This is a genomic window from Clostridium sp. CMCC3677 (assembly GCF_023845585.1).
In the GTDB taxonomy this organism is placed as follows: domain Bacteria; phylum Bacillota; class Clostridia; order Clostridiales; family Clostridiaceae; genus Clostridium; species Clostridium aquiflavi.
Genome location: NZ_JAMQHS010000001.1, coordinates 266,314 through 291,265, shown reverse-complemented (window position 1 = coordinate 291,265; position 24,952 = coordinate 266,314). Strand labels below are relative to the sequence as shown.

At 27.2% G+C, this 24,952-nt stretch carries 19 protein-coding genes; 3 read left to right on the top strand and 16 right to left on the bottom strand.

What is annotated here, in order from left to right; translation table 11 throughout:
* Positions 1-42: 42 nt before the first annotated feature.
* The gene (locus tag NG901_RS01135) at positions 43-2,052 is read right to left on the bottom strand and encodes a methyl-accepting chemotaxis protein (RefSeq protein ID WP_252211810.1); all 2,010 of its coding nucleotides are present in this window, start codon (positions 2,050-2,052) and stop codon (positions 43-45) included.
* A 237-nt stretch (positions 2,053-2,289) separates the two neighbouring features.
* The gene (galU, locus tag NG901_RS01130) at positions 2,290-3,162 is read right to left on the bottom strand and encodes a UTP--glucose-1-phosphate uridylyltransferase GalU (protein ID WP_252211809.1); all 873 of its coding nucleotides are present in this window, start codon (positions 3,160-3,162) and stop codon (positions 2,290-2,292) included.
* A 345-nt stretch (positions 3,163-3,507) separates the two neighbouring features.
* On the opposite strand from galU, the gene brnQ reads away from it, so the two are divergent.
* Positions 3,508-4,779 carry a branched-chain amino acid transport system II carrier protein gene (brnQ, locus tag NG901_RS01125; RefSeq protein ID WP_252211808.1) on the top strand — a complete coding sequence of 424 codons (1,272 nt, stop codon included), beginning with the start codon at positions 3,508-3,510 and terminating at the stop codon, positions 4,777-4,779.
* Between the two features lie 59 nt (positions 4,780-4,838).
* Here the strand turns inward: brnQ and NG901_RS01120 are convergent, their stop codons facing one another.
* From NG901_RS01120 to NG901_RS01085, 8 genes are all read right to left on the bottom strand, one after another.
* Complete coding sequence (locus tag NG901_RS01120) at positions 4,839-5,942, bottom strand: Gfo/Idh/MocA family protein (protein WP_252211807.1); 1,104 nt, start codon at positions 5,940-5,942, stop codon at positions 4,839-4,841.
* A 150-nt stretch (positions 5,943-6,092) separates the two neighbouring features.
* The gene (locus NG901_RS01115) at positions 6,093-6,698 is read right to left on the bottom strand and encodes a sugar transferase (protein ID WP_252211806.1); all 606 of its coding nucleotides are present in this window, start codon (positions 6,696-6,698) and stop codon (positions 6,093-6,095) included.
* Between the two features lie 150 nt (positions 6,699-6,848).
* Positions 6,849-8,069 carry a glycosyltransferase family 4 protein gene (locus NG901_RS01110; RefSeq protein WP_252211805.1) on the bottom strand — a complete coding sequence of 407 codons (1,221 nt, stop codon included), beginning with the start codon at positions 8,067-8,069 and terminating at the stop codon, positions 6,849-6,851.
* 383 nt (positions 8,070-8,452) lie between these two features.
* Positions 8,453-10,471, bottom strand: coding sequence for a methyl-accepting chemotaxis protein (locus NG901_RS01105; RefSeq protein ID WP_252212094.1), 2,019 nt, complete (start codon positions 10,469-10,471; stop codon positions 8,453-8,455).
* Positions 10,472-10,835: 364 nt separating this feature from the next.
* Positions 10,836-11,474: an NAD(P)-dependent oxidoreductase gene (locus NG901_RS01100; protein ID WP_252211804.1), complete on the bottom strand. Its 639-nt coding sequence runs from the start codon at positions 11,472-11,474 to the stop codon at positions 10,836-10,838.
* Positions 11,475-11,500: 26 nt separating this feature from the next.
* Positions 11,501-12,106, bottom strand: coding sequence for a DsbA family oxidoreductase (locus tag NG901_RS01095; protein WP_252211803.1), 606 nt, complete (start codon positions 12,104-12,106; stop codon positions 11,501-11,503).
* 151 nt (positions 12,107-12,257) lie between these two features.
* Entirely contained in the window at positions 12,258-12,689 is a 432-nt protein-coding gene (locus NG901_RS01090) for an Rrf2 family transcriptional regulator (protein WP_252211802.1), read from the bottom strand.
* 173 nt (positions 12,690-12,862) lie between these two features.
* Positions 12,863-14,116 (bottom strand): glycosyltransferase, encoded by a 1,254-nt coding sequence (locus NG901_RS01085; RefSeq protein ID WP_252211801.1) that lies wholly within the window; start codon positions 14,114-14,116, stop codon positions 12,863-12,865.
* Positions 14,117-14,328: 212 nt separating this feature from the next.
* Between NG901_RS01085 and wecB the strand changes: the two genes are divergently transcribed.
* Positions 14,329-15,393, top strand: coding sequence for a non-hydrolyzing UDP-N-acetylglucosamine 2-epimerase (gene wecB, locus NG901_RS01080; protein WP_252211800.1), 1,065 nt, complete (start codon positions 14,329-14,331; stop codon positions 15,391-15,393).
* 195 nt (positions 15,394-15,588) lie between these two features.
* Here wecB and NG901_RS01075 read toward each other — a convergent pair whose 3' ends face one another.
* From NG901_RS01075 to NG901_RS01060, 4 genes are all read right to left on the bottom strand, one after another.
* Positions 15,589-17,079: an O-antigen ligase family protein gene (locus tag NG901_RS01075; RefSeq protein WP_252211799.1), complete on the bottom strand. Its 1,491-nt coding sequence runs from the start codon at positions 17,077-17,079 to the stop codon at positions 15,589-15,591.
* 2 nt (positions 17,080-17,081) lie between these two features.
* The gene (locus NG901_RS01070) at positions 17,082-18,944 is read right to left on the bottom strand and encodes a nucleoside-diphosphate sugar epimerase/dehydratase (protein WP_252211798.1); all 1,863 of its coding nucleotides are present in this window, start codon (positions 18,942-18,944) and stop codon (positions 17,082-17,084) included.
* Positions 18,945-19,008: 64 nt separating this feature from the next.
* Entirely contained in the window at positions 19,009-19,992 is a 984-nt protein-coding gene (locus NG901_RS01065) for a glycosyltransferase family 2 protein (protein WP_252211797.1), read from the bottom strand.
* Between the two features lie 221 nt (positions 19,993-20,213).
* Positions 20,214-21,092, bottom strand: a complete 879-nt coding sequence (locus tag NG901_RS01060; RefSeq protein ID WP_252211796.1) for a LicD family protein — start codon at positions 21,090-21,092, stop codon at positions 20,214-20,216.
* Positions 21,093-21,316: 224 nt separating this feature from the next.
* Between NG901_RS01060 and NG901_RS01055 the strand changes: the two genes are divergently transcribed.
* Positions 21,317-22,324, top strand: a complete 1,008-nt coding sequence (locus tag NG901_RS01055; protein ID WP_252211795.1) for a glycosyltransferase family 2 protein — start codon at positions 21,317-21,319, stop codon at positions 22,322-22,324.
* 295 nt (positions 22,325-22,619) lie between these two features.
* On the opposite strand, the gene NG901_RS01050 is transcribed toward NG901_RS01055, so the two are convergent.
* Both NG901_RS01050 and NG901_RS01045 read right to left on the bottom strand, forming a co-directional pair.
* Positions 22,620-23,531, bottom strand: a complete 912-nt coding sequence (locus NG901_RS01050; protein ID WP_252211794.1) for a carbohydrate ABC transporter permease — start codon at positions 23,529-23,531, stop codon at positions 22,620-22,622.
* Positions 23,532-23,786: 255 nt separating this feature from the next.
* Positions 23,787-24,674, bottom strand: coding sequence for a carbohydrate ABC transporter permease (locus NG901_RS01045; RefSeq protein ID WP_252211793.1), 888 nt, complete (start codon positions 24,672-24,674; stop codon positions 23,787-23,789).
* Positions 24,675-24,952 lie beyond the last annotated feature (278 nt).

Here is a 24,952-nt window from a genome sequence, read left to right as displayed (position 1 = left end):
ACTGGATTAATCATATCTTTTTATATATGTCAACGAATCCTTTTATTTAAGCTTAAATTGTTGTATTTCATCATTTAAGCTATTTGATAACTCTTTTAATTCACCTGCATATTTAACAAATTCATCAGTAGATGCTGATACTTCTTCTGATGATGCTGATACTTCTTCTGTTCCTGCTGCTGTTTCTTCTCCTATAGCTGATAAATTTTGAACTTGATTTACAATATTATCTTTCTTTAAAGTAACCTCCTCAACTCCAGATGTAATTTCTTCTAATTTATTTGTTAAATCATCTATTGATAATAATATATTATTGAAAATATTTTCTGCATTTAAAACTGATTCTTCTTGACTTTGCACTGCTTTACTAGTTTCTTTTACTTGGTAAACTGCTCTATCAACATTTGTAGAAACTGTTTTTATTGTTTTATCTATCTCTTTAGCTGATTGTGCTGTTTGCTCTGCTAATTTTCTTATTTCATCTGCTACAACTGCAAATCCTTTTCCAGCTTCGCCTGCTCTTGCTGCTTCTATTGCAGCATTTAATGCTAATAGATTAGTTTGTTCAGTAATTTTAGCTATTGCTTCATTCATAAATGCAATACTTTGTACACTTTCTGCAACGATAGAAACTACATTGCTAACATCAATTGTACTTTCTTTAGTTTGACTTGATTTATCCATAATAGTCTTTATCATATCAAGTCCTTCTTTACTTAAATTATTAGTATCTATTGCTAAATTATTTATATTTTTACTTGCAGTATTAATTGTATTTATTTCAGTTGATACATCTTCTAAATTACTTGATAAAATCTCAAGATTTTGTGCCGATTCCATACTTCCCTTAGAAATTTCACCAATAGTATCTGCTACTTGAGAAATTGCTGATGATACCTCTTCACTCATACTAGATAAATTAACCGAAGTATCATTAACCTCTTTAATAGAATTATCAATATTATAAATTAATCCTGAAACATTTTCTTGCATGTCATTAAAACTCACAGCTAATTCTTCTAATTCATCACCAGTTAAAATGCTGATTTTTTCACTAAAATCTCCAGTTGCTGTCTTTCCTATTGCTTTTTTAATCTTAATTATATTTTTAGCTAATTTAATAGAAAATACTCTTCCTAAAATTATTGCAAGTGTTAACAATATAATTGCTGTTATAAATAAAACTATTTTATAGCTTTTTTGAGCTTCTTTAAATTCTGATTCAGGAATTTCCAGCAATATTTTCCATCCAATTTTATCTAATGTTGTAAAATTAACTTTATATTCAGACCCCTCAATATTCATATCTATAAAATCTTCATTTACATTTAGTATGTTATTCCACTGTGAATTATTGGTTATATTATTATTTCCTATGTATTCACTATTTGTATGTGCAATTACTGTACCGTTTTGATCAAATATTGCTAAAATCCCATTTTCACCATATTTAATATTAGATATTGATTTTGCAATACTGCTTAAATTAAAATCTGCGCATAAAACCCCTAGAAATTTATTGTCCTTAACAACAGTTTTAGAAATAGTAACCACATACTCTTTATTACTTATATCTTCATATACATCTGTTATACCAAATTTATCCTTTGCTTCCTTTGCTTTTATATACCAATCTCTAGTTGTATAATCACTCTTAGGCATATCCTCATAAGGATACATTACAAAATTTTTACTATTTTCACTGTAATAATACGCTGTAACTATATCTTTATTTCCTTCTTTAAATAATTCAAAATCTTCATTTATCTTTCTGTTTGATTCTTCAGTATCATCAAAGGTATTATTATTTATTATGTAATCCATAACCTCTTCTACAGTATTAAATTTTGAATTTACATTTTCTTTAACAGATTGTCCTAAACTAATCCCACTTTTCTTAAATTCATTATTACTTGAAATCGTAAATCCAGTAAGTGATGAAATACCTAATACTAATATAGGAATTGCTGCAATACTTATCATTATTGCAACCAATTTATTTTTAATAGATCTAAACTTTAACTTAATATCTACTTTTTTATTAGCCTTCATTATAACTATCCCCTTTTATTGTTTTATAATATAAATATCGACAATTTTATTATCTACTTAAGCATTTATTATCCTTATATATGAAATTTATTTTTAAATTTTTAATTAAATTTAAAAATATACAACTTAATTTAACAATAAAAAGCATAAAAACTATTTAAAACTTAATAATATAAGACTCTGTTTTAAATGATTTTTATGCTTAATTACTTAATTATATTTATACTATATAATTATTTATTTTTCATCCCATGGATTACTTTTTAGATATTCTATAAAAGGTTCTCTTAGTTCTTCTCTTTTTAACGCAAATTCTACTGTTGCTTGTAAGAACCCAAGTTTATCTCCTACATCATATCTTCTTCCTTCAAAATTATACGCATACATAGCTTCTTTACTGATTAAAGTTTTTAATGCATCAGTTAATTGAATTTCCCCACCTTTTCCTGGCTTTGTATTTTCTAATATATTGAATATTTCAGGAGTTATTATATATCTTCCTAAAATTGCTACATTGCTAGGTGCTTCTTCTGTTGATGGCTTTTCAACTAAATCCTTTACTTTATAGACTCTATCTTCTATATGGATTCCATCAACTATTCCGTATTTTGATACGTTTTCTTCCGCTACAGTTTGAACACCTAAAATAGTAGTATTATATTCACTGAAACAATCTATTAATTGTTTTAAACATGGTTCTTCACTATCAACAACATCATCACCTAATAAAACTGCAAAAGGTTCATTGCCTACAAATGTTTTTGCACAATGAATTGCATGACCTAATCCTTTAGGTTCTTTTTGTCTAATATAATGTATATCAACCATATCTGAAATATTTCTTACTAATTCTAAAAGTTCTTCTTTACCTGACTTTTCTAATTCAAATTCTAATTCTATAGATTTATCAAAGTGATCTTCTATACACTTTTTATTTCTCCCTGTTATAATAAGTATTTCTTCAATGCCCGATGCAACGGCTTCTTCAATTATGTATTGAATTGTTGGTTTATCAACTATTGGTAACATTTCTTTAGGTTGTGCTTTAGTAGCTGGTAAAAATCTTGTTCCAAGTCCAGCTGCTGGAATAATCGCTTTTTTAACTTTCATCTTTATATCTTCCTCTCATAAGGTTATATTTTTTTGATTGTGCCCTAAATAAAGTTTTTACTTATAATTTTAACTATTCTTATGTTATCACATATTTACTAAAGTGTTAATATGTAATAGAAACTCTTAATATATACTTGCTTAATTTTTAAATATTTAAATGTTTTTTTAATATTTTTATAAAATTATAATATTTTTATTATTGTTTTAATTTAAATTACTGGTCATATATTGTTATTTTGTATTGAGGATATACTAATGTTATGTTAATATCTAAAAGTATCACTTATTAATAATAATTAGTATTACATATAATATTCTCAATAATTTTAGGAGGAAACTATTATGAAAAAAAACACAAAAGATATAATTATAATAGGATTTGCTTTATTTGCTATGTTTTTTGGTGCTGGTAATTTAATATTCCCACCATTTTTAGGTCACATGGTTGGTGATCAATATATTTTAGGTATCATAGGATTTGTCTGTACTGGAGTTGGATTACCGCTTCTTGCTATAATAGCTGCAACAAAAGGTGATGGTACATTTGAAACTATGGCTTCTAAAATAGGTCCAAAATTCGCTATAATTTTTGCGACAATATTATTTATAGCAATTGGTCCTATGCTTGCAATTCCTAGAACTGCTGCAACTACATATGAATTAACAATAAGTCCTTTAGTACCTAGTCTTAGTCCTCTTGTTTCAATGATAATATATTTTGGAATAAATCTAATTTTTGTACTAAAGAGATCTTCTATAATTGATACTATTGGTAAATACCTTACTCCCATGTTAATACTTATATTAACATTTATAATTGTGAAAGGTATAATATCCCCTATAGGACATGTTGTTTCTACTAATGTAACCGCTGTATTGTCATCTTCATTTATAGAAGGCTATCAAACAATGGATGCATTAGCTGGGTTATTATTTGCTACAGTTATTACAAATACACTTAAAGAAAAAAAATATTCGAACAAAGAATTACTTCCTATGACCTTAAAATCAAGCGGTGTTGCTGTAATTGGTTTAGCATTCATTTATGGTGGTTTAATGTTTTTAGGTGCTCAAACAAGTGGAGTTGAAATTCCAGATTTATCTAAAACAAGCTTACTATTATTAATTTCAAATGATATATTAGGTAATATTGGTACTACTATAATAGGAATTGCTATTGGCCTTGCTTGTTTAACAACTTCTATAGGATTATTAACTGCTGGTTCTTCATTTTTTGAAAAAGCATCTAATGGAAAACTATCTTATAAAATGAATGCATTAGTAATTTCATTAATAAGTATTATAATTGGTTCTCTTGGTGTTGATAAAATAGTTAAAATATCTGGTCCTATTTTAACTATCTTATATCCAGTAACTATAACTTTAATAGTTACTACACTAGCTAATAATTATATAACAAACATAAAAGCAGTTAGAATAGGTGTTTATACCTCATTAGTATTTGGAATATTAGAAATAATACCATCTATTAATTTAAACTTTATTCCTCTTGGAAAGTTAGGATTTGCATGGCTTATTCCAACTATAATTTCTATCTTAATAGGATATATTATATTTCCACTAAGAAAACAAGATGCAAGTTCATTAATATAATAAATATCTTTATTAAAACAAAATGCAGAAGGAAAAATTCCTTCTGCATTTTGTTTTAATTACTTTCTTCCTTTAAACTCATCTTTCATATCTAAAGTACTAAAGTTTTCTAATGGAAATTGCACTGGCATACCAGTCTTTCTTGATTTATATGCTGCAAGAATTATAGACATAGCATTTCTTCCCTCTTCACCGGCTATTAAAGGCTTTCTATTGTTATTTATAGCATCTATTACATCCTTAAATAATGGTGTGTGTCCTTCGCCATATACATTGTCTATTTTAACATTAACTTCTTCTTTAACAGCTTCTTCATTTTCGCCATCAAATCTCCAAGTTTCAAGTTCATTATTTGCAAGACCTCCAATGCAAACTGCTCCAGTTTCTCCAAAAATACTTAAAGTCTCTTCTAAATTCTTTGGATAAACACAAGCTGAACCCTCAACAATACCAATAGCTCCATTTTTAAATCTTATAATTATTGCTCCAAAGTCTTCTGCTTCAATGTCTCTTAAATAAGTATCACATTCAGCGTATACTCTTTCGATTTCTCCACCCATCATCCATTGAAGTAAATCTATATTATGTATACATTGATTCATTAATGTTCCACCATCTAATTCCCAAGTTCCTCTCCAAGGTGCTTGTTCATAGTATCCCATATTTCTATTCCAAAGGATTCTTGCTGTACCATTAACTAATCTACCAAATTTATTTTGTTCAATAGCTTCTCTTAACTTTTTAATTGGCTTATTAAATCTATTTTGATGACAAACTGCAAGCTTAACATTGTTTTCTTCTGCTACTTTAATCATTTCATTAGCATCTTCAATTGACATAGCCATTGGCTTTTCTATTAATGTATTTATTCCTTTTTTCATACAGTAAATAGCTATTTCTGCATGATATCCACTTTCAGTGGCTATTGTAACAACATCTATATCTTCTTTTTCAACCATTTCTTTGTAGTCTGAATATGCATGAACAGTATCTTGTGATACTCCACATTTTTCTATGTATTCAGCTTTTTTCGCTTCTGCTTTTTCTAACATAACGTCACATGTTGCAACTAATTCTGCTTCTTCAATATTTTTTGATAAAGCTTCAACATGTTTATAAGAAATTCTTCCACAACCAATAATCGCAAATTTTAATTTTTTCATAATACTACACGACCTTTTCTATATATTTAATATGCTTAAATTTTATTATAAATTATAACACTTGACCTATAAGCTTACTGTAAATTACTCTTAAGCTTAAGAATATTGTTTATACTACAATATCAACTTTATTTTAATTACATAGTTTTTCTATATACATTTTAATATAGTTTTTACTATTATATAAATATCAAAAAATACATTACTTTTGTTTATGTATTCTAAATTTAATGCTAATTTATTAGGCATAATTGTATTTATGTAAAATTCTTCTGGATTTTCAGCTTTTCCAAGCAGCGCATTTTCATCCTTATATCTTATAGATGCCAAATCAGTTATTCCTGGTTTTACTTCAAGTACCTTTCTTTGCTCATCATTATACATCTTAACATACCTTGGCACCTCAGGTCTTGGTCCAACTAAGCTCATATCGTCTTTAAATACATTTATTAATTGTGGTAATTCATCTAATTTATATTTTCTTAAAAATGAACCTATTTTAGTAATTCTATTATCATTTCCTACAGTTATTTGCTTTCCTAATTTTTCAGCATCAACTACCATAGTTCTAAACTTTAATATTTCAAAGTCCTTGCCATCTTCTCCGACTCTTATCTGTTTAAAAAATACTGGACCATCAGATCCTGTTTTTATCATAATAGATATTAAAATAAATATTGGACTTAAAATTATTATTCCTAAAGTAGAGCATATAAAATCAAATACTCTCTTAACTATCTTATTAAAATTGTTCATGAATACACTCCTACAAAATCAATTCTAAATTTACTGTTATAAATTTTTTCTATATTATTGCATAATTTATCAACAATATATTTAATAGATATTTTATCATTTTTAAATAACTTAAGTTGTAAATATATTAATTCTTCATAAATTCTTAACTTATTTCTTTAAAGCATTTAAAAATTTCACTGCTAAACCATGATAAGTATGATTTTTTAATACATAGTCATTTCCGTTTTGACCCATTTTATCCTTTTCATCATCACTTAATTCTTTAATTTTTAATACTGCTTCAACTACTGCTTCAGGATCTTCCGCTGGTACTGTTATTCCACAGTTAGAATCCTTAACTGGATCATTTGAAGCTTCTATTGCATAAATTACAGGTCTTGCTGCCATCATATAATCAAATAATTTATTTGGACTAACCCCGTAATTAAATAAGTTTTGTTTCTTTAAACTTATATAACAAATATCTAATAATTGTAATGCATTATCCATATTATCTTTTAATACTGGATCTAAAAACTCTACATTTTTTACATCATTAGCTTTTGCATAATTAATTAACTCATCTTTGACATTACCTTTTCCAACTAAAACATACTTAACTTTTTCATCTTTAGTTTTCTTTGCTGCATCTATCATTGTATCTAATACATTTGCTGGTGAATGATTTCCTGTATATCCAACTAAGAAATAACCTTGCTCTTTTAATTCTTTAAGTCTTTCAATAGTCTTTTCTGTTGGTGGATTTTTCTTTTCACCAAGTATTATTCCATTTGGAACATACACATACTTATCAGTTGAAAATCCTCTTTCTCTTATATGCTTATCTGCATTAGGTAAAATTGATACGATAACATCTGAATTTTTATAAGCAAAGTCTTCAGCTCTTTGAAGTACTACTATTGCTGGATTTTTTTCAGAAAATCCTCCAATTTCCATAGGACTAAGTGGCCATAAATCATGTATTTCAAAACAAAGTTTTGCATCACATCTCTTAGCTATTCTATGAGCTGGATATATATCTAAAGGATATGTAGATGATGCTATAACTGCATCCGGTTTATACTTATCTGCAATTTTTTTATAATTCATTCTTAATTTATACATAAAAGTTGATATGTTTTTTATTCTTCCAATTCCATTTCCACTGTATTCTGGTGTTTTCACCCATACATATGTAATTCCATCTATTATTTCTTCTTCAAAATCCTTTGTAATCTTAGGATTGTTTTTTCTTAAATGAGAAAAATCAGCACCTAATATAGTAACATTGTGCCCCATGTTTTTCCATTCTCTAGCCATATAATATGGTCTAAATTCCATTCCATGATAATCAGAACCAGCATAGTGGTTTATAAGTAAAATATTCATTTAAAATTCTCTCCTTAAATTATGTAATATATAACTTAACATTTACATACTTATAAATAGAAACTATATTGTTTTTTCAATTCCATTTGTTATACTTTTCATATTTACATTATACTAATATTTTTTATCTCATAGCTAGCATTCATAATACTCCTACCTGTAAAAGTAGGAGTATTATGAATGCTAATTCCTTATGAATATAACAATTTCTAAGTCTCAAATAGAGTAAAAATCCCATCTAAGATAAAATTTTTGTTTATAATTCTAGTAGATTATAACATAAAAAAAATTTTATTTAAATCCATAAGAATTAAATAAATAAAAAGCTTACAATCTTTATTTTATAAGATTATAAGCTTTTAACATATAATTTACTTTTAAGTCTATGATAATTTAAACTTCTCTACTGTATTGTTAAGTTTTTCAACTAATTCTTCTAATGTATAAGTTGATTCTACAATTTGATGCATAAAAGCAGTTTGCTCTTCATTTGATGCAGTAACCTCTTCTGTAGATGCTGCATTCTCTTCTGTTACGGCTGCAACATTATTTATAATATCAGCTGTTACATTCACTTTCTTTTCCATTCTATTAGTGGCCTGTGATACATCTGATACAACACTATTAACTTCATTAAATGCTTTTTCTATTTCTTCAAAATCATTACCAACTAATGTTGCCATTTTAACTCCATGCATAACTTCACTTGTTCCAGCATCCATTTTATTTGATATGATTTCAATTTGTTTTTGAACCCCGCTAATAAGTTCTGATATCCTTTTTGAAGAATTACTTGATTGTTCTGCTAATTTTCTTACTTCATCTGCAACTATAGCAAATCCTCTGCCTTGTTCACCGGCTCTAGCTGCTTCAATGGCTGCATTAAGTGATAAAAGATTAGTTTGTTCAGCTATACCACTTATTACATCTACAATTTGTCCAATTTCTCTAGATTGCTCTAATAAATTTTGTATTTCTTCAACATTATGTTTATTAGTTGCAGCTATATTCTTTATACTATCTACAGCTTCTTTAACTCCTTGTGAAACTGTGATACTCATATCACTTGATTTTTCTACTATATTTATCATATAGTTACACTTTTTAAATACTTCATTTATATCTTCAACTAATTCTCCTGTTACAATAGATGCTTTACTTGCTCCTTCTGCTTGAGATACAGCACCTGTTGCTATTTCTTGCATACTTCGTGAAACATCTTCACTTCCCTTTAATGATTCACTTGTTGCTGACGCTAAACTATTAGATACTACCATAACCTCATCAGCTGAACTACTTATGTCACCTATCATTTCCTTAAGTTTTAAAACTGTATTGTTTAATCCTTTTGTTACTTTGGAAATTTCATCTTGTCCGTGAATTTCTAATTCATTTGTAAGATTCCCCAATGCAATTTCTTCTGCAAAATCAGACAACTTAGTTAATGGCAATGTCATTTGTTTTGCTACAAATGCTATTACAAGTGCTATAATAAATACAATTGCTATTGTTATGAAAAGTAAAATTGTCATTAACCTATTTGAAGAAGCAAATAATTCTTTTTCAGATACAACACTTGCTACACTCCAGCCTGATAATGGAACTTTATTGTAAAATACAATGGATTTATTATCTCCATTTCCAAATCTAAATACACCAGATTCTTTTTCCATCATTTCTTTTCCTAATGATTGTATATTTTCATCTTGTATTTCTGATATTTTTGTTTTCATTACTAATGACTCATCTGGATGTTCAAGAATGGTTCCATCATTTCCTATTAATAAACTATATCCTTTATCACCATATTTAAATTCCTTAACCTTTTCCTGAATATGTAAAAGATTTACAGCAGATATCATTGTTCCTATTGTTTGCTCTGATTCATTATTAATTGGGGCCCCTATTACAACCAAAGTTTTACCAGTTCCCTTTGATACTACTGGATTAGATATATTATATGGCACTCCACTCATTAAATTTTTGTACCATGCTTTTTCTGACACATCACCATTTACAAAATTTCCATTTGAATATTGAGCTCTAGATTTACCATCATTATTAAATAAAGTTGCTGCTGCATTGTCATATTCTCCCGGATAATTTTTTTCTAAAAATTTAATTCTTTCTGCATTAAAATTATCTACAGCAGAAATATCTGTTTCTATTAGTTTTGCTGTAGGTGTATTAGCAGAACTTCTTACTTCTAATAGTTTCCCTTCTAGCCAAGTGTTTATATTCTCAGTTAGTTTTTTTCCTTCCTCTAATTTATTATTGATAAGTTCATTCTCAATATTTTTTCTAAATTGATAAAATGTTGTAAAACTCAAAATTGACATTCCAATTATCACAACAGGTAAAATCGTAATTAATAATTTCATTTTAAAAGATAGCTTTTTCAACATTTTTATCACTCCCGTAATTCTATTTGTAACATATATATTCTCCGCAAAACTCCCCTAAAATTAATAAACTCATTTATATAAATTATCGAATTACACTATTTACACTTAAGTATAAAATAAAAAATTATATATTATATGTTGCAATAAGAGATCTTAAATAAATCAAATAGATGTTTACTCTATTATTGTATATTTTAAATTGCAACATATAATATATTTTTTAATCAAGTAATATATTTTTTAATCAAGTTAACACATTTATAATTTTTTATAGTAAAAAGTATGTGTTATTAATAATATGTTTTTCGAATAATATACATAAAATTTTTTTATATAAATTTCTGCTTATAGTATTTGTATTTTACTTATATGCTACTGTAAATCTACTTTTTATATGTTTAGGAGTTTCAATTTCATCAATAATAGCTACTGCAAAATCTTCAAAAGAAATTTCACTTTTTCCCTTTTCATCTACAACTAAATATTCATCTCCAACTGAATATTTTCCTGTTCTTACTCCTGGTGCTATTAATGCTGCTGGACTTAGATATGTCCAATTTATTTCCTTTTCATTTCTATATATATCTAAAGACTTTGAATGAGCTAATGCTATTGGTTTCCAATCTTCAGGGAATCCTTCTGTCTGAACTAATTCAATACCACTTTCAACTTTTAAACTTCCAGCTCCACCCATTGCTACAAGTCTATTAACACCTGACTTTTTAACCAAGCTTATTAAATTATTAGTTGCATCTATTAGTGTATTCTCTTGTCCAAATTTAGGCCCAAAAGCACTAACTAAAACATCTACTCCCTCTAATTTATTTTCTAATGTATCTAATTTTAAAATATCCCCTTGTAAAACAGTTAATTTTTCATTAGTATCTTTTACCTTTGATTTGTCTCTTGCAATAGCAATAACCTCATATCCCCTATTTAGAGCCTCTTTTAAGATCATCTTTCCCGCATTTCCTGTTGAACCAATTAAAGCAATTTTCATAATATATCTTCCTTCCATTTATAAAATTAATTATTTTTTAACAATTGTCTTTTTATTATTTCTTCTAAATTTTCTTTTGATGTAATACCTTGTACTACTTCGTCACCTATAAATATTGTAGGCACGGCTGTAATGTTACTCTCTTCATAAGCCTGCTTCAATACTTCTTCTTGCTTATCTTTATATTTTCTAGTATTTAAAACCTCACTAAATTTTTCTTTATTTAAACCTATTTCTTCCGCTAACTTAGATAATATTTCAACTTTTCCAATATCTAATTCTTCTTCAAAGAACCCTCTAAAAACTCTTTCAACATATTCATTTCCTTTTCCAAACTCAACTGCATAATGATATCCTTCAAAAGCTAAATTAGTATATGGATGAGGTGAAAGCTTGGGTAATTTCATATCTATACCTAATTTTTTTGCCATTGGTTCAATAAAATTATTCCATGAATTTAATTTTGAAGAATCCTTCCAAGGATCAATTCTAGGCGATGGCTCTGGTCTTAATTCAAATGGCATCCATTGAATATTTACATCCTTTCCTTTTACAGCCTGACTTAAAGTCTCCTTTCCTAAAAAACAAAATGGACAAACAAAATCAGAATATACCTTAATATTTAATGTCATTTTAATAACCTCCTTACTTTTGTTGTAATTGATATAGTTACAACATTTTCAAAAAAATTTGTTTTCTATAGTAAGTATTAATTTGCAACAATTTATAAAATTATTAACAGTTGTAACTATGTAAGTTACATCTATTTTAAAAAAAATTGATTTACTTCTCAATTTTTTTCCTTATGCCTTTAACTATATATTCCATTGTTACATTTCCTAATACTTGTTCCATAGCTTCTTGAGCACTTAATAGTACACCTTCAAGCACACCTTGAATATTTGCACCAATAGGACAATTTATATTTGGTGATTCATGAAATTGAAATAATTCTCCTTCTTTGACAACCTCTACAGCTCTGTATACATCTAGCAATGTTATTTGATCTAACTCCTTTAATAAATAAGCTCCACCAGCACCTGCTATGACATTAACTAAACCAGCTCTCTTTAACATTCCCATTACTCTTCGTATAACAACTGGATTAGTATTTACACTACCTGCTATCCATTCAGAAGTACATAAATTGCTATCTTCCATAGATAGTATAGATAAAATATGAACTGCTACAGAAAATCTACTGCTTATTTTCATTTTTATCACTCCTGTTGTAACCATTGTAGTTCTATCGAATGCTAAAGTCAATAGTTTTTATAAACTTTTTAAGTTAAAGAATAAAAAACGAAACATGGTTATTCATATTTTTATCTTACCAAAATATAAAACAACCATGTTCTAACCTATATATTTTAATAAATCTACTTATCTTAATATGGTTGTATTTCTTTCGAAAAGCCTTGGAAATTATTCTCACCACAGAAATTTTCTAACCATATTTCACGACATTTCTCTCTAAATTTTTGCTTTTCTTCATCAGAAAGTTCTGCCATTCCTCTAATCTTATTTCCACATTCCTCTAGTTTAAAATTAACATCTAATAAAAATCCTGTTTCTTCATTTCTTACTATCTCGCTAGTTCCTCCAACATCAGTAGCTATAGTTGGAATTCCAAATGAACAAGCTTCCATAATACTTACAGGTAAACCCTCTGAACTACTTGTATTTACAAATAAGTCAACTGGATTATTTGAATAATAATTCATCAATTCTTCATTCTTTACTGATCCTTTAAAATCCACATCCATAAAGCTTAAGTTTTCTTTTGAGTACTCTTTTACTTCCTCTAGTCCATCCCCTGCACCAAAATGTATCCATTTTAATTTTAATCCAGAATCTTTTAATGTTGCTAATGATTTTGCTAATAAATCAATTCTTTTAACTGGTGACACATGACAACAACTAACTATTCTATACACACCATCATTTGATGAATTAGATATACCATAGTTTCTAGTTCCAAGATAAGCTGTTTTTATTTTCTCTTTATAAGCTGGGTATAAACCTTTTAAATAATTACTACCATCATCAGAACATGGATATACTTTATCTAAATTTTCAAGCAAATAATATCTAAGTGGTAAATAATTTAATGAATTTTTATCAGCATAAAGATCATATCTATGTGTACGACTTACTACTTTACTAGTTTTATCTCCAAACTTTTCTTTTAATTTTATAACTGCATATGCTATATCATATAACCAGTAACTATAAAATGTCTTTTTATCATAACTCTTTATATCAGAACTCATAAGAATATTCTCACATTCTTTGTATACACTCTCTGCCTTAGCTAAAAAGTATGTTAAGTAACCTCTTCTTTTTAATGATCCCTTAACTTCGTTGCTTTCCTCTTTTAAAACATATCCTTTATACTTTGAAAATGGGAAAAATTTTATTGCATTCACAGGTAACTTACGCTTTATTCCTGATGCTTTAATTCTATGTACTTCAAAATTTTCAGGAACCTCTCTAGTTTGTATTGCATTATCTGCAGTACTAGTAGCTATAAGAATTATTTTATCAAAAGCTTTTGAAAGCATTGGTATTTCATCTTCAATAAATTCCTCTCCTTTATCAAAAGGAAAGACTTTAGTTAAAAGAACTAAACAGTTTTTCATTATTTTCCCTCCATTGTTGTAATAGTTTAAGAATAACATAGCAAATTATCCATTTCAACTCACGATTGTCCACATTGATAGTTTACAATTAATACTGAGCAATTAGTATATAATTAATGTAATTAATTATAATTTAAGTTTGATTAATAGTGCCGATATGCTAAAATAATACTCATGAAAACAATTATTTAAATCTTAAGGAGGCGTACTATATGAAAGTACTAACTGTAATCGGAGCTAGACCACAGTTTATAAAAGCCGCAACAGTCTCAAATAAAATTAGAAAAAATGGAAATAGTGAAATATTAGTACATACTGGTCAACATTATGATAATAATATGTCTGATATATTTTTTGAAGAATTAGGTATTCCAAAACCTGATTATAATTTAAATATTGGTTCTTCAAATCATGGAAATCAAACTGGAAGCATGTTATGTGCACTTGAAGATATATACCTAAAAGAAAAGCCTGATATGGTTTTAGTATATGGAGATACTAATTCAACTCTTGCTGGTTCATTATGTGCTAGTAAATTATTAATTCCAGTAGCACATGTTGAAGCTGGACTTAGAAGTTTTAATAAAGCAATGCCAGAAGAGCAAAATAGAATCTTAACAGATCATATCTCTGATTTATTATTTGCACCTACATTAACTGCAGTTAAAAATTTAGCTACAGAAAATATTACAAAAGGTGTTTATAATGCTGGTGATGTAATGTATGATGCTATAAACTTATTTAAAGAAAAAGCTAAAGAAATATCTAATATTACTGAAACTTTAGACTTAACACCAAATAGCTACATACTTTCAACAATACATCGTGCTGAAAATACAAATAGTTTAGAAAGACTTACTTCAATAATAAAAGCATTAAGTGAATGCAACAAAAAAATAATATTACCTCTTCATCCAAGAACAAAGAAATTCATTAGTGAATACAATCTACATGTAGGAGACAATATTAAAATAATTGATCCAGTAGGATATTTAGAAATGATTTCTCTTCAAGAAAATTCTGCTAAGATTGTAACAGATAGTGGTGGAGTTCAAAAAGAAGCTTATTTCTTAAAGAAACCATGTATTACAATGAGAGACGAAACTGAATGGATTGAAACCGTAGAAAATGGTTGGAATGTTATTGTTGGAAGTGATTCTAACAAAATTTTAAATGCTATTGAAAGCTTTAATCCAACTGGTACTCCTGCCTCTGCATTTGGTGATGGAGATACTTCTTCAAAAATAACAGATATAATTCAAAATTATAAGAAATAATAAAAACGTGGCTTTATGCCACGTTTTTTAGTTGAAAGTGGAGAATTGATAATTGAGAGTTTTGGTTGAAAGTCTTAAAGACTTTCTAAAAATATATATTTGAAATTCCATCAGGAATTTTTTCATAAACTCTCAACTTTCCACTTTCAACTCTCAACAAAAAAGGACTACCACTGTAGTCCTTTTTTATATATTTTAAAGATGAAATTCTTTCATTGATAATTTAGAATTATATTGATTATCACTTCTTTTATAAACTTGCATGCATGATACTGCAAAACCTATAAGTATCCAATATGAAAATACATAAGTTATTGAACTTGGTCCAAAACTTGCTGGTGCAAAAGCAATAAGACCGGTTGCTGCTGCAAAACATGCCATACTCTTCTTTTTTATTCCAATAATTATATTTCCTATAAGAATATATAAATAATATATTCCATATAATGCTACTCCAGGTAATCCAAAGTCACCTAATATTTCTATTGCGTAACAATGTGGACTATATATTTTTCCTGTATGCTTCTGTTCTTTAATGAAATTTTCTACATTTCCAACACCATATCCTAGATAATTTTTATCTGTTATAGTCCCTTTTAATACATCATTTATTATAGTAAATCTAACATTAACAGAACCTTCTCCGCCTTCTTGAAATTCTATATTTTCTAAACTATGCATCTTATTATTAAGTCCATTTTCTACTATCTCTTGTCCCTCAACAGGCTTTATATTCATAACAAGATAACTATACTTATAAGATAATGAAAGAGTAATACATAATATAAGTGGATAAATTATATTTTTAACTCCAATTTTCTTAATATTAAATATTGAAAAAATTAAGAAAACTCCTACTCCAAATGCCGCTGAAGCAAATCCAGTTCTTGATGTTGTTGTACCTATTAATATAAATACTATAGTTGATATTACTACATACCATACTTTCCCAAAAATATTTTTACATCTATAAATAGCATAAAAGAAAAGTGGCGATAATATAGCAAGTGTAGCCGCTAAATTGTTAGGATTAAACGAAAATGCCATTGGTCTTGCATTTATTTGATTTTGATCCTTTTGAGGTAATCCGTCCATAAATGCATCAGCATAATGTTTTATCGGTAATTGCTTTCCTAACAATACCTCTATAAATGCAATTAAAGTAATAAGTGATATTAGAAATAATAATAAATTCACTGTTTTCTTAAGTCTATCTTTGCTCACATTATAAACCATCATATTAAATATAAATGCAAACATCATTAAATATATTGCTATATATTTAATAGATAGGCTTTTACTCATTGCCCAAAAAACACTTGCACACATATAAACAAACCATATAACATATATGATTAAAACTTTCTTATCTATATGTCTTATAACATCTCTATCTTTTATTAGTTTATATAGTGACATTAGGGTAAACACGCCTAATACTATATGAAACATATATACACTTTGAATGCCTGGTGCATAAAGTGTATAATCATAGAATGCCGACACTAAAAGTACTGCATACATTTGATTATATATATCTTTTTCTTGCACTATGTATGATGATATAACTAAGGTTATTATATACATAATAGGTATTACATAATTTCCATTAGTTACTCCAAAAATCATAGCAATTATCGATATCAGTGTTATAAATATAATTCTAGTCTTATCTTCTCTACTCATAATTACTCCTTATCAGCATTTTCTGCTGCAACTTCATCCTCATTTTTATAATGATATGTTGGAACAATAGTTTGCATTTGATGTTTAATTTCATTTATGTCGTTTAATTCTAATAATCTGCGTAATTGTTCAAGTTTATAATTTAATGTATCCATATCTTCAAAAGTTGGTTTTCCAACATATATCTTTTGATGTGCAGTATCTTTTAAACCTTCTTCGCTCATTAAAAGTTCTTCGTATAATTTTTCCCCTGGTCTAAGTCCAGTAACAACTATTTTAATATCTCTATTAGGTTCGAAACCTGAAAGTCTTATAAGATCGCAAGCTAAATCATAAATTTTAACTGGTTTTCCCATATCTAGTACAAATATTTCTCCGCCTTTAGCAAATGCACCCGCTTGAAGTACTAGTTGAGCTGCTTCTGGAATCAACATAAAGTATCTAACTATTTTTTTATGAGTAAGGGTAACTGGACCACCATTAGCTATTTGCTTTTTAAATAATGGAATTACTGATCCATTACTACCAAGAACATTTCCAAATCTAACGGCAACAAACTCAGTTTTTGATTGTTTATCCATAGCTTGAACAATCATTTCACATAATCTTTTAGTTGCTCCCATTATATTAGTTGGATTAACAGCTTTATCAGTAGAAATCATTACAAATCTATCAATATTAGCTTTGCTTGCTTCAGTAGCTAAATTTAATGTTCCAAAAACATTATTCTTAACAGCTTCTTTAGGACTGTCCTCCATTAATGGCACATGTTTATGCGCTGCTGCATGGAATACAACATTTATTTTATGTTTATTAAATACCTCATGTAATCTTTGTCTGTCTCTTATTGAACCAATTAAAACAGTAAGATTCATATCTGGGAACTCTTCTTTTAATTCATTTTGAATATCATATATATTATTTTCATATATATCAAATAATATAAGTCTTTTAGGATTATATACTGCTATTTGCCTACAAAGCTCAGAACCTATTGATCCACCTGCTCCAGTAACTAATATTGTTTTTCCTTGTATATAATCTGAAATACCTTTGTTATCTAATACAATAGGATCTCTTCCTAGTAAATCCTCTAAATCTACATCTTTAATCCTACTAACATTTGCTTCTCCACTTAGTATTTCATACATACCAGGAATTATTTGAAGCTTACAATTAGTTTTTTTACAGATATCAATAATTTCCGCTTTATTCTTTGAATCAAGAGAAGGAATTGCTATTAATATTAAATCAATTTCTTGTTCTCCTACTACACATGGTATATCATATCTATTTCCTACTATCTTTACACCTGAAATTCTTCTTCCAAGCTTTTCTTTATCATCATCAATAAGAACTATAGGGTTATATTTTAATTCTCTTCTTGCCATCATTTCATTAATAATCATAGTTCCTGCTGAACCAGCACCAACAATCATTACTCTTCTTTGATCTGATGAATATTTAAATGGTATGTATAAAAGTGTTCTTCTATATACTCTATATAAAATTCTATAACCTAATACAAAGAAAATACTTAAAAGAATACCTACAACCGAAACATTTAATGGTATGACAGAACCCCAAAATCTAGTATATCCAATTGATACTATCCCTGCTAAAATTGATCCTCCAACACCTAATAGAAATTCATCGGTTCCAGTTAAATGCCACAAGCTTTCATACATTTTAAATAAATAAAAACACACTAAATATATTAAACTTACAGCTATAACGTCTTCTGTATATATTTTTGCAATTTCTGTGAACCTTCCACTTAAAGTTATATTTATAGCAAAAAGGTATGCCATATTTACCATAAATATATCAATTATCATAATTATCAGTGTCTTCCATTTTTTCATTATAGTTTCCTCCCGTCTGGAGAGATTCTTGCCATAACTTACAGCAAGTAAGACTCTATTTTAATTATCTCATTTTATTTAAAACATTTATTAGTAGCTTTGGACAAAATCTCATGCCACTACATTGAATTAAGTATCTTATATTATTTTTATCAAACTTTTGAATTTTATAATTTTTTAGATATGACTTAACATCCTCTTGACTTAAAAATTTAAATAAATCCTTATGGAAATTAGGATCTTTACCTAAAATTGAAAAAACATGTGATATCGAGTATTGTATTTTAAATTCTGATAAGAAATTTTCTATTTCTTTTAAATTGCTATCTTTCTTTACATAATTTAATAAATCTATATATGAATAATAGCAATCAAGATGCTTTAAAGATACATTTTGAGTTACAGAATTTCCCCATATTACATAAAAAGCTAGTATTTCATTTACACTTATAACTTTATTTGAATATAGTAATGCCTTTACAACAAAAACCATATCTTCTCCATATTTTCTATTAGTGTCAAATAATAAATTATTATTTTGAATAACAGAATTTTTATATATAGCACTTCTCATGCCTATAGTTATTTCATCCTTTAACTGTAAAAGTGCTGCTTCTTTTCCTGATATGAAATCATTTAAGTAATTAGTTCTATTCTTAACTAATACATTCCCGTTGTTATCAACTTCACTATAGTCACAAAATACAATATCGCATTCAGTTTTCTTTGCTTTTTCATACATAAGTTCAACAAACCTAGAATCAATATAATCATCACTATCTAAAAATGTTATATACTCTCCACTGGCTATGTTTATTCCTCTATTTCTAGCACAACTGACTCCTGCATTTTCTTGAGTTATAATCTTAAAGTTTATATCTGAGCCTTCTAATAATGATTTTGCTATTTCAATACTTCTATCTTTTGAACCATCATCTATAAGCAAAAATTCAAACTCTTTACAAGTTTGATTTATAACAGAATTTACACTTTTTTCAATACACTCTTCTACATTATAAACAGGAGTAATTATAGATACTTTAAACAAAATTATTCTCTCCCTTTATTTATTATAATAGATTCTACATGACTTTTTAGAATCTTTTATTTAAAATTTCTTACTTTTTTCTTACATTTTAAATATTATTATTTTTTTACTATTTGAATTATACTAATATTGATCATTATATGCAATGTTTACTATATTAGTGCCTTTAGCTAAAATGCACCCATGTACTTCATAATAATAGTATAATTCAAATTACAAGTTTAAATACTTTTAAGCTTTTTTATTTCTTTTGCATGCCATACTCTTTCTTCTTCTTTTGGTAATGTCATATAATCACCATAAAGCCCAGTCAAAATTGCATCTGCATTTTTAGGTCCATAAAAATGTTCACCTTCAAATTCTAATTTAATCAAATCAAAATAATCATCTTTTTTATAGATATATTCGCTCCATGCAGTATCAACGCCATATCCCATGTACTTTGAATTTTTATCATTCCATTTGACTAAAGCTCCAAAAAACTTTCTTCTTCTTTTAGCTGTAAATATTTTTGTTATTATTTTATAAAAAGAAAATGTAATTTTATTTTTGAAAGTTAATTTTTCTGGGATATCCCTCAATCTAACGAAACTTTTTAATATGTTTCCACTTATTGATCTTTGAATTTTATAAATAAAATTATGCTTTGGTAAACTATCATAAGGGAATACATCTATATATACACCATTATGCATTTTTTCATTTTCTCCAATTGCTTTTTCAATAAGTACAGTACCATTATATCTAACCTTACAAGGTACTTGGTAAATATCATAATATTTATCACTTTCAAAAGTTTGTAAAAATAAATGGCTAGGTAAATCTTCCTTAGCTATTTTAAGAAACTTTTCATAGTCATCTCTAAGCATTCCAATATCCATATCATCATCCCATGGAATAAATCCCTTATGTCTAACTGCTCCTAATAAAGTTCCTGCATCTAAAAAGTATTTTAATCCATGTTTTTCACATATCTTATCAACATCCTTTAAAATACTAACCATCAACATTTGAGCATCTTTTAAACTTAAATTTTCATATTCTTCATCGGTATCTTTATTTTGATAATTTTTTTTTGATGTATCATCTATATTACTCATTTTTGCCACCTTCTCGATGTACTTAAGATTTTTATAATTTCCTAAAGAATAAAATATAATGCCTATTTCAGCATACATTTTAATGTTATTATCAAAATTGACTTATGTCAACAAAATGAGAACATAAGAACAATAAAAAGTGAATTTTGTACTAACATAATAATGTATATAATGATAAAATAGTTTAAGAATCAATACTTAAGAAATAATGGAGATAATAAAATATGATTAAAAATTATAAAAACTTAAATGACAATATTAAAAACTCTGAAGTTTTAATAAGTATTATTATGCCAATATATAAAGCTGAAGATTACTTAAATAACTCTATCACAAGTATATTAAATCAAACTTTAGAAAACTTTGAATTAATATTAGTAGATGATGGTTCCCCTGACAACAGTGGAAAAATTTGTGATGAGCTAGCTCTAAATGATAATAGAATAAAAGTTATTCATAAAGAAAATGGTGGTGCTAGTACTGCTAGAAACGCTGGTTTAGATATAGCTCAAGGTGAATTTATAGCTTTTGTTGATAGTGATGATTGGATTGAACCTAATATGTTTGAAACACTATTTAATTTAGCAAAAGAACATAATGCAGATATTTCACAATGCAATTATATAAAAGTAGAAAATGAAGATGAAAAAATTACAAATGATAATAAAGAAATAATAATATCTTTCAATAATATAGAATCATTAAATAATTTATATAATGAAATGTATGTTTCAACAGTAGTACTTTGGAATAAAATTTATAAAAAATCACTATTTAATGAAATAAGATTTCCTAATATGAGAATATTTGAAGATGAGGCTATAATGTATAAATTATTATTTGAATCTAACAAATTAGTATATACAAATAAAAAATTATACTACTATAGAAATACTCCTGACAGTATAATGAACGCTAAATTTGATAAAAAAAGATTATGTATGCTAGATGTTTTTGATGAAAAAGTAAAATTCATGAATAAATTAAATGATGAAAACTTATATGCTAAAACTTTAAAATGGTATATGTGGTCAATCATCGATCTTTACTTTGGATGTATAAATAATATTTCAGATGATCATGAAACAATAAACTTAATCAAAAATAAAGCTATGAATATATCAAAAAAATACTACAATAGCCCTAGCCACGAATTTAAGTGGATTATCCTATTCTCACTATTCAACAAAACACCAAAACTTTATAAAACTATAATGAATATATTAAATTAAAGCATGTGTTGATATATGCATAATTAAAGTTGGACTGGGTGATTATTAATATTTTAGTATAATGGCGGACTGGCATTGGAATTTGCTTTTTAGAATCTCTTAACAAAAACTTGTTGAATTAATTGCTTGTCAAAAGTAAATGTCCAAATTTTATATTTGGTAACATGAACTTTCACACAGTACAATGTTTCATTGGGAGCATGCATTAATTAGACTAGTATTTGTTTTTAGAGTTCTTAAAGTGAATTCCTCCGTCCAGTGAGCTTTATACTAAAATATTAACGAATTTCTAAAACTATCCCTTCACCCCTGTATCGCCAATGCCTTTCATAAACCACTTTTGAGCAATTACAAACAATATTAATAATGGAAGTATTGTTATTGTACTTGCTGCCATAACTTGTGACCATTTTATTCCATATGCTCCGCCTTCAATAAAAAATTGTCTAAGTCCTGATGAAATCAAAAACTTTTCTGGATTCTTTAAAATTAGAGATGGATACATATAATCATTATAATAAGTAACAAAATTTATTAAAATCAAAGTTACAAAGGTTGGCTTTGTTATTGGGAATACTATCTTCCATAATATCTTAAAATGAGAAGCTCCATCTATTCTTGCAGCCTCTATTAAACTTTTATTAACCTGTAAAAATGCTTGTCTTAATAAAAATATTCCAAATATACTAACTAAATTGCTTACTATCAATCCTGAAAGTGTATCTATTAAATTTAAATTAGAAAGTAAAATATAACATGGAACATATGTAACTGCTGATGGTAACATATATATTGCCATTATCACTCCAAATAGTAACCTTTTACCTCTAAACTCTAACAAAGTTAACGCATATGCTATCATTGCTGCTGTAAATACTTGAAATACCACTTCAATAAAAGAAGTAAAAAAACTATTAAACATATATTGTCCAAATTGAGCTTCTTCGAATACATCTATAAAATTGTTCCATTGTGGATTAGAAGGCATTAATTTAGGTGGAAAAAGAAATACTTCATCTTTTACTTTTAACGCACTTGATATCATCCACAAAAATGGAAAGAAAGCTATTATGCTTGCTAATATAATAAAAGCATATCTTATTACATTAGCTATTATTTTTTTATAATTTACTTTTCTTTTACTAATATTACTTTTAATGTTTTCTAAATACACCTCATTATCTCTATATAATTTTCTTTCTACCATACACAATTTACCCCCTACATAAAAAAAGTGGCTGCGCCACGCTTTTTAGTTGAGAGTGGACAATTGAGAGTTCAAAGTTTTTGTTGAAAGTCCTAAAGACTTTCTAATAATATATTTTAAAATTCCATCAAGAATTTTTTTCCTTAACTCTCCACTCTTCACTCTCACTTCTCAACTAATATTTACTCACTCCTAAGTCCTACCTGTTTTTCAATCTTATAAAACTCTATGATTTTCCATCTTAAAATAAAGTAATTAATAATGTACCCATTTTTTTGAAACAACAAATTGAATTAATGAAAGTATGCAAGTTATAGCCAAAATTACTGTTGCTATTGCAGTGGCTTCTCCCATATTGAAATTTTCAAATGCACATTGATAATACATGTATAATAATGTTCTAGTACTTCCAGATGGTCCTCCCTGAGTCAAAACCTGAATTTGATCATATGCCTGCAAAGAATTTATCATTGTTATTACACTAAGAAAAAATGTAGTAGGTGAAATTAAAGGTAATGTTATACTCTTAAATTTATTTAATGAATCAGCCCCATCAATTGAAGCTGATTCATATAAATCTTTAGGTATTTTCTCTAGTGCAGTTAAATAAAAAACCATAGCCCATCCAATACTTTTCCAAACAGTAACGATAATTACTCCAATCATAGCAGTATTTGAACTTTGCAACCATTGTAATTTAGGTAAATTTAACAAAGTTAATATATAATTTGCAAATCCATAGTCAGGTTCAAATATCCAACTCCATACAATAGAAATTGCAACTGTAGGTGTAATCCATGGAGAAAATATTATAACCTTATATATTGCTGAAGATTTAAACTTTGTTCTTAGCAATAATGCTAAACTTAATCCACCAACTATTGTTGGAAGTAATGTTCCCACTGTAAATATCACTGTATTTTTTAACGCCTCATAAAATAATTTGTTAGAAAATAACTGTTTATAATTTTTCAATCCAACAATACTATATTCAGCACTTATATAATCCCAATCTGTAAAACTTATAAACAGTGATTTAAAAATTGGAACTATCCAAAATATCATAAGTGGAATAATAGCCGGCAATACAAATATAAGTATAGTAAAAATTTGATCAAACTTTTTAATATTAGACTTCTTCATAACGCTCTCCATAACCCCTTAAATAAAATTTGGATTTCTATTGAATACATCTCTATCTATTTAATAAGCAAACTTACAATATCAACACTCTATTAAAATAGTTGTTAAAATTCCAAAACTTATCCACAGTAGTAAATACTTTTCCACCATTTTTGTAAACGTTCTGTTGATATATTATAAGACTTTAATTTCATGCTATGTTTTGGCAAAGTGTTGATATATGCAATAGGCAACGTGGCATTGCATATATCAACACATATTTAGAACATAGGTTAAAG

Excerpts from the sequence above, each read along its gene's own strand:
- NG901_RS01050 (WP_252211794.1), bottom strand. The coding sequence starts at position 23,531 with ATGGTAGAAAGAAAATTATATAGAGATAATGAGGTGTATTTAGAAAAC.
- NG901_RS01100 (WP_252211804.1), bottom strand. The coding sequence starts at position 11,474 with ATGAAAATTGCTTTAATTGGTTCAACAGGAAATGCGGGAAAGATGATC.
- NG901_RS01055 (WP_252211795.1), top strand. The coding sequence starts at position 21,317 with ATGATTAAAAATTATAAAAACTTAAATGACAATATTAAAAACTCTGAA.
- NG901_RS01095 (WP_252211803.1), bottom strand. The coding sequence starts at position 12,106 with ATGACATTAAATATTAAGGTATATTCTGATTTTGTTTGTCCATTTTGT.
- NG901_RS01070 (WP_252211798.1), bottom strand. The coding sequence starts at position 18,944 with ATGAAAAAATGGAAGACACTGATAATTATGATAATTGATATATTTATG.
- NG901_RS01060 (WP_252211796.1), bottom strand. The coding sequence starts at position 21,092 with ATGAGTAATATAGATGATACATCAAAAAAAAATTATCAAAATAAAGAT.
- NG901_RS01120 (WP_252211807.1), bottom strand. The coding sequence starts at position 5,942 with ATGAAAAAATTAAAATTTGCGATTATTGGTTGTGGAAGAATTTCTTAT.
- NG901_RS01090 (WP_252211802.1), bottom strand. The coding sequence starts at position 12,689 with ATGAAAATAAGCAGTAGATTTTCTGTAGCAGTTCATATTTTATCTATA.
- NG901_RS01075 (WP_252211799.1), bottom strand. The coding sequence starts at position 17,079 with ATGAGTAGAGAAGATAAGACTAGAATTATATTTATAACACTGATATCG.
- brnQ (WP_252211808.1), top strand. The coding sequence starts at position 3,508 with ATGAAAAAAAACACAAAAGATATAATTATAATAGGATTTGCTTTATTT.
- NG901_RS01115 (WP_252211806.1), bottom strand. The coding sequence starts at position 6,698 with ATGAACAATTTTAATAAGATAGTTAAGAGAGTATTTGATTTTATATGC.
- galU (WP_252211809.1), bottom strand. The coding sequence starts at position 3,162 with ATGAAAGTTAAAAAAGCGATTATTCCAGCAGCTGGACTTGGAACAAGA.
- NG901_RS01135 (WP_252211810.1), bottom strand. The coding sequence starts at position 2,052 with ATGAAGGCTAATAAAAAAGTAGATATTAAGTTAAAGTTTAGATCTATT.
- NG901_RS01045 (WP_252211793.1), bottom strand. The coding sequence starts at position 24,674 with ATGAAGAAGTCTAATATTAAAAAGTTTGATCAAATTTTTACTATACTT.
- NG901_RS01110 (WP_252211805.1), bottom strand. The coding sequence starts at position 8,069 with ATGAATATTTTACTTATAAACCACTATGCTGGTTCTGATTATCATGGA.
- wecB (WP_252211800.1), top strand. The coding sequence starts at position 14,329 with ATGAAAGTACTAACTGTAATCGGAGCTAGACCACAGTTTATAAAAGCC.
- NG901_RS01085 (WP_252211801.1), bottom strand. The coding sequence starts at position 14,116 with ATGAAAAACTGTTTAGTTCTTTTAACTAAAGTCTTTCCTTTTGATAAA.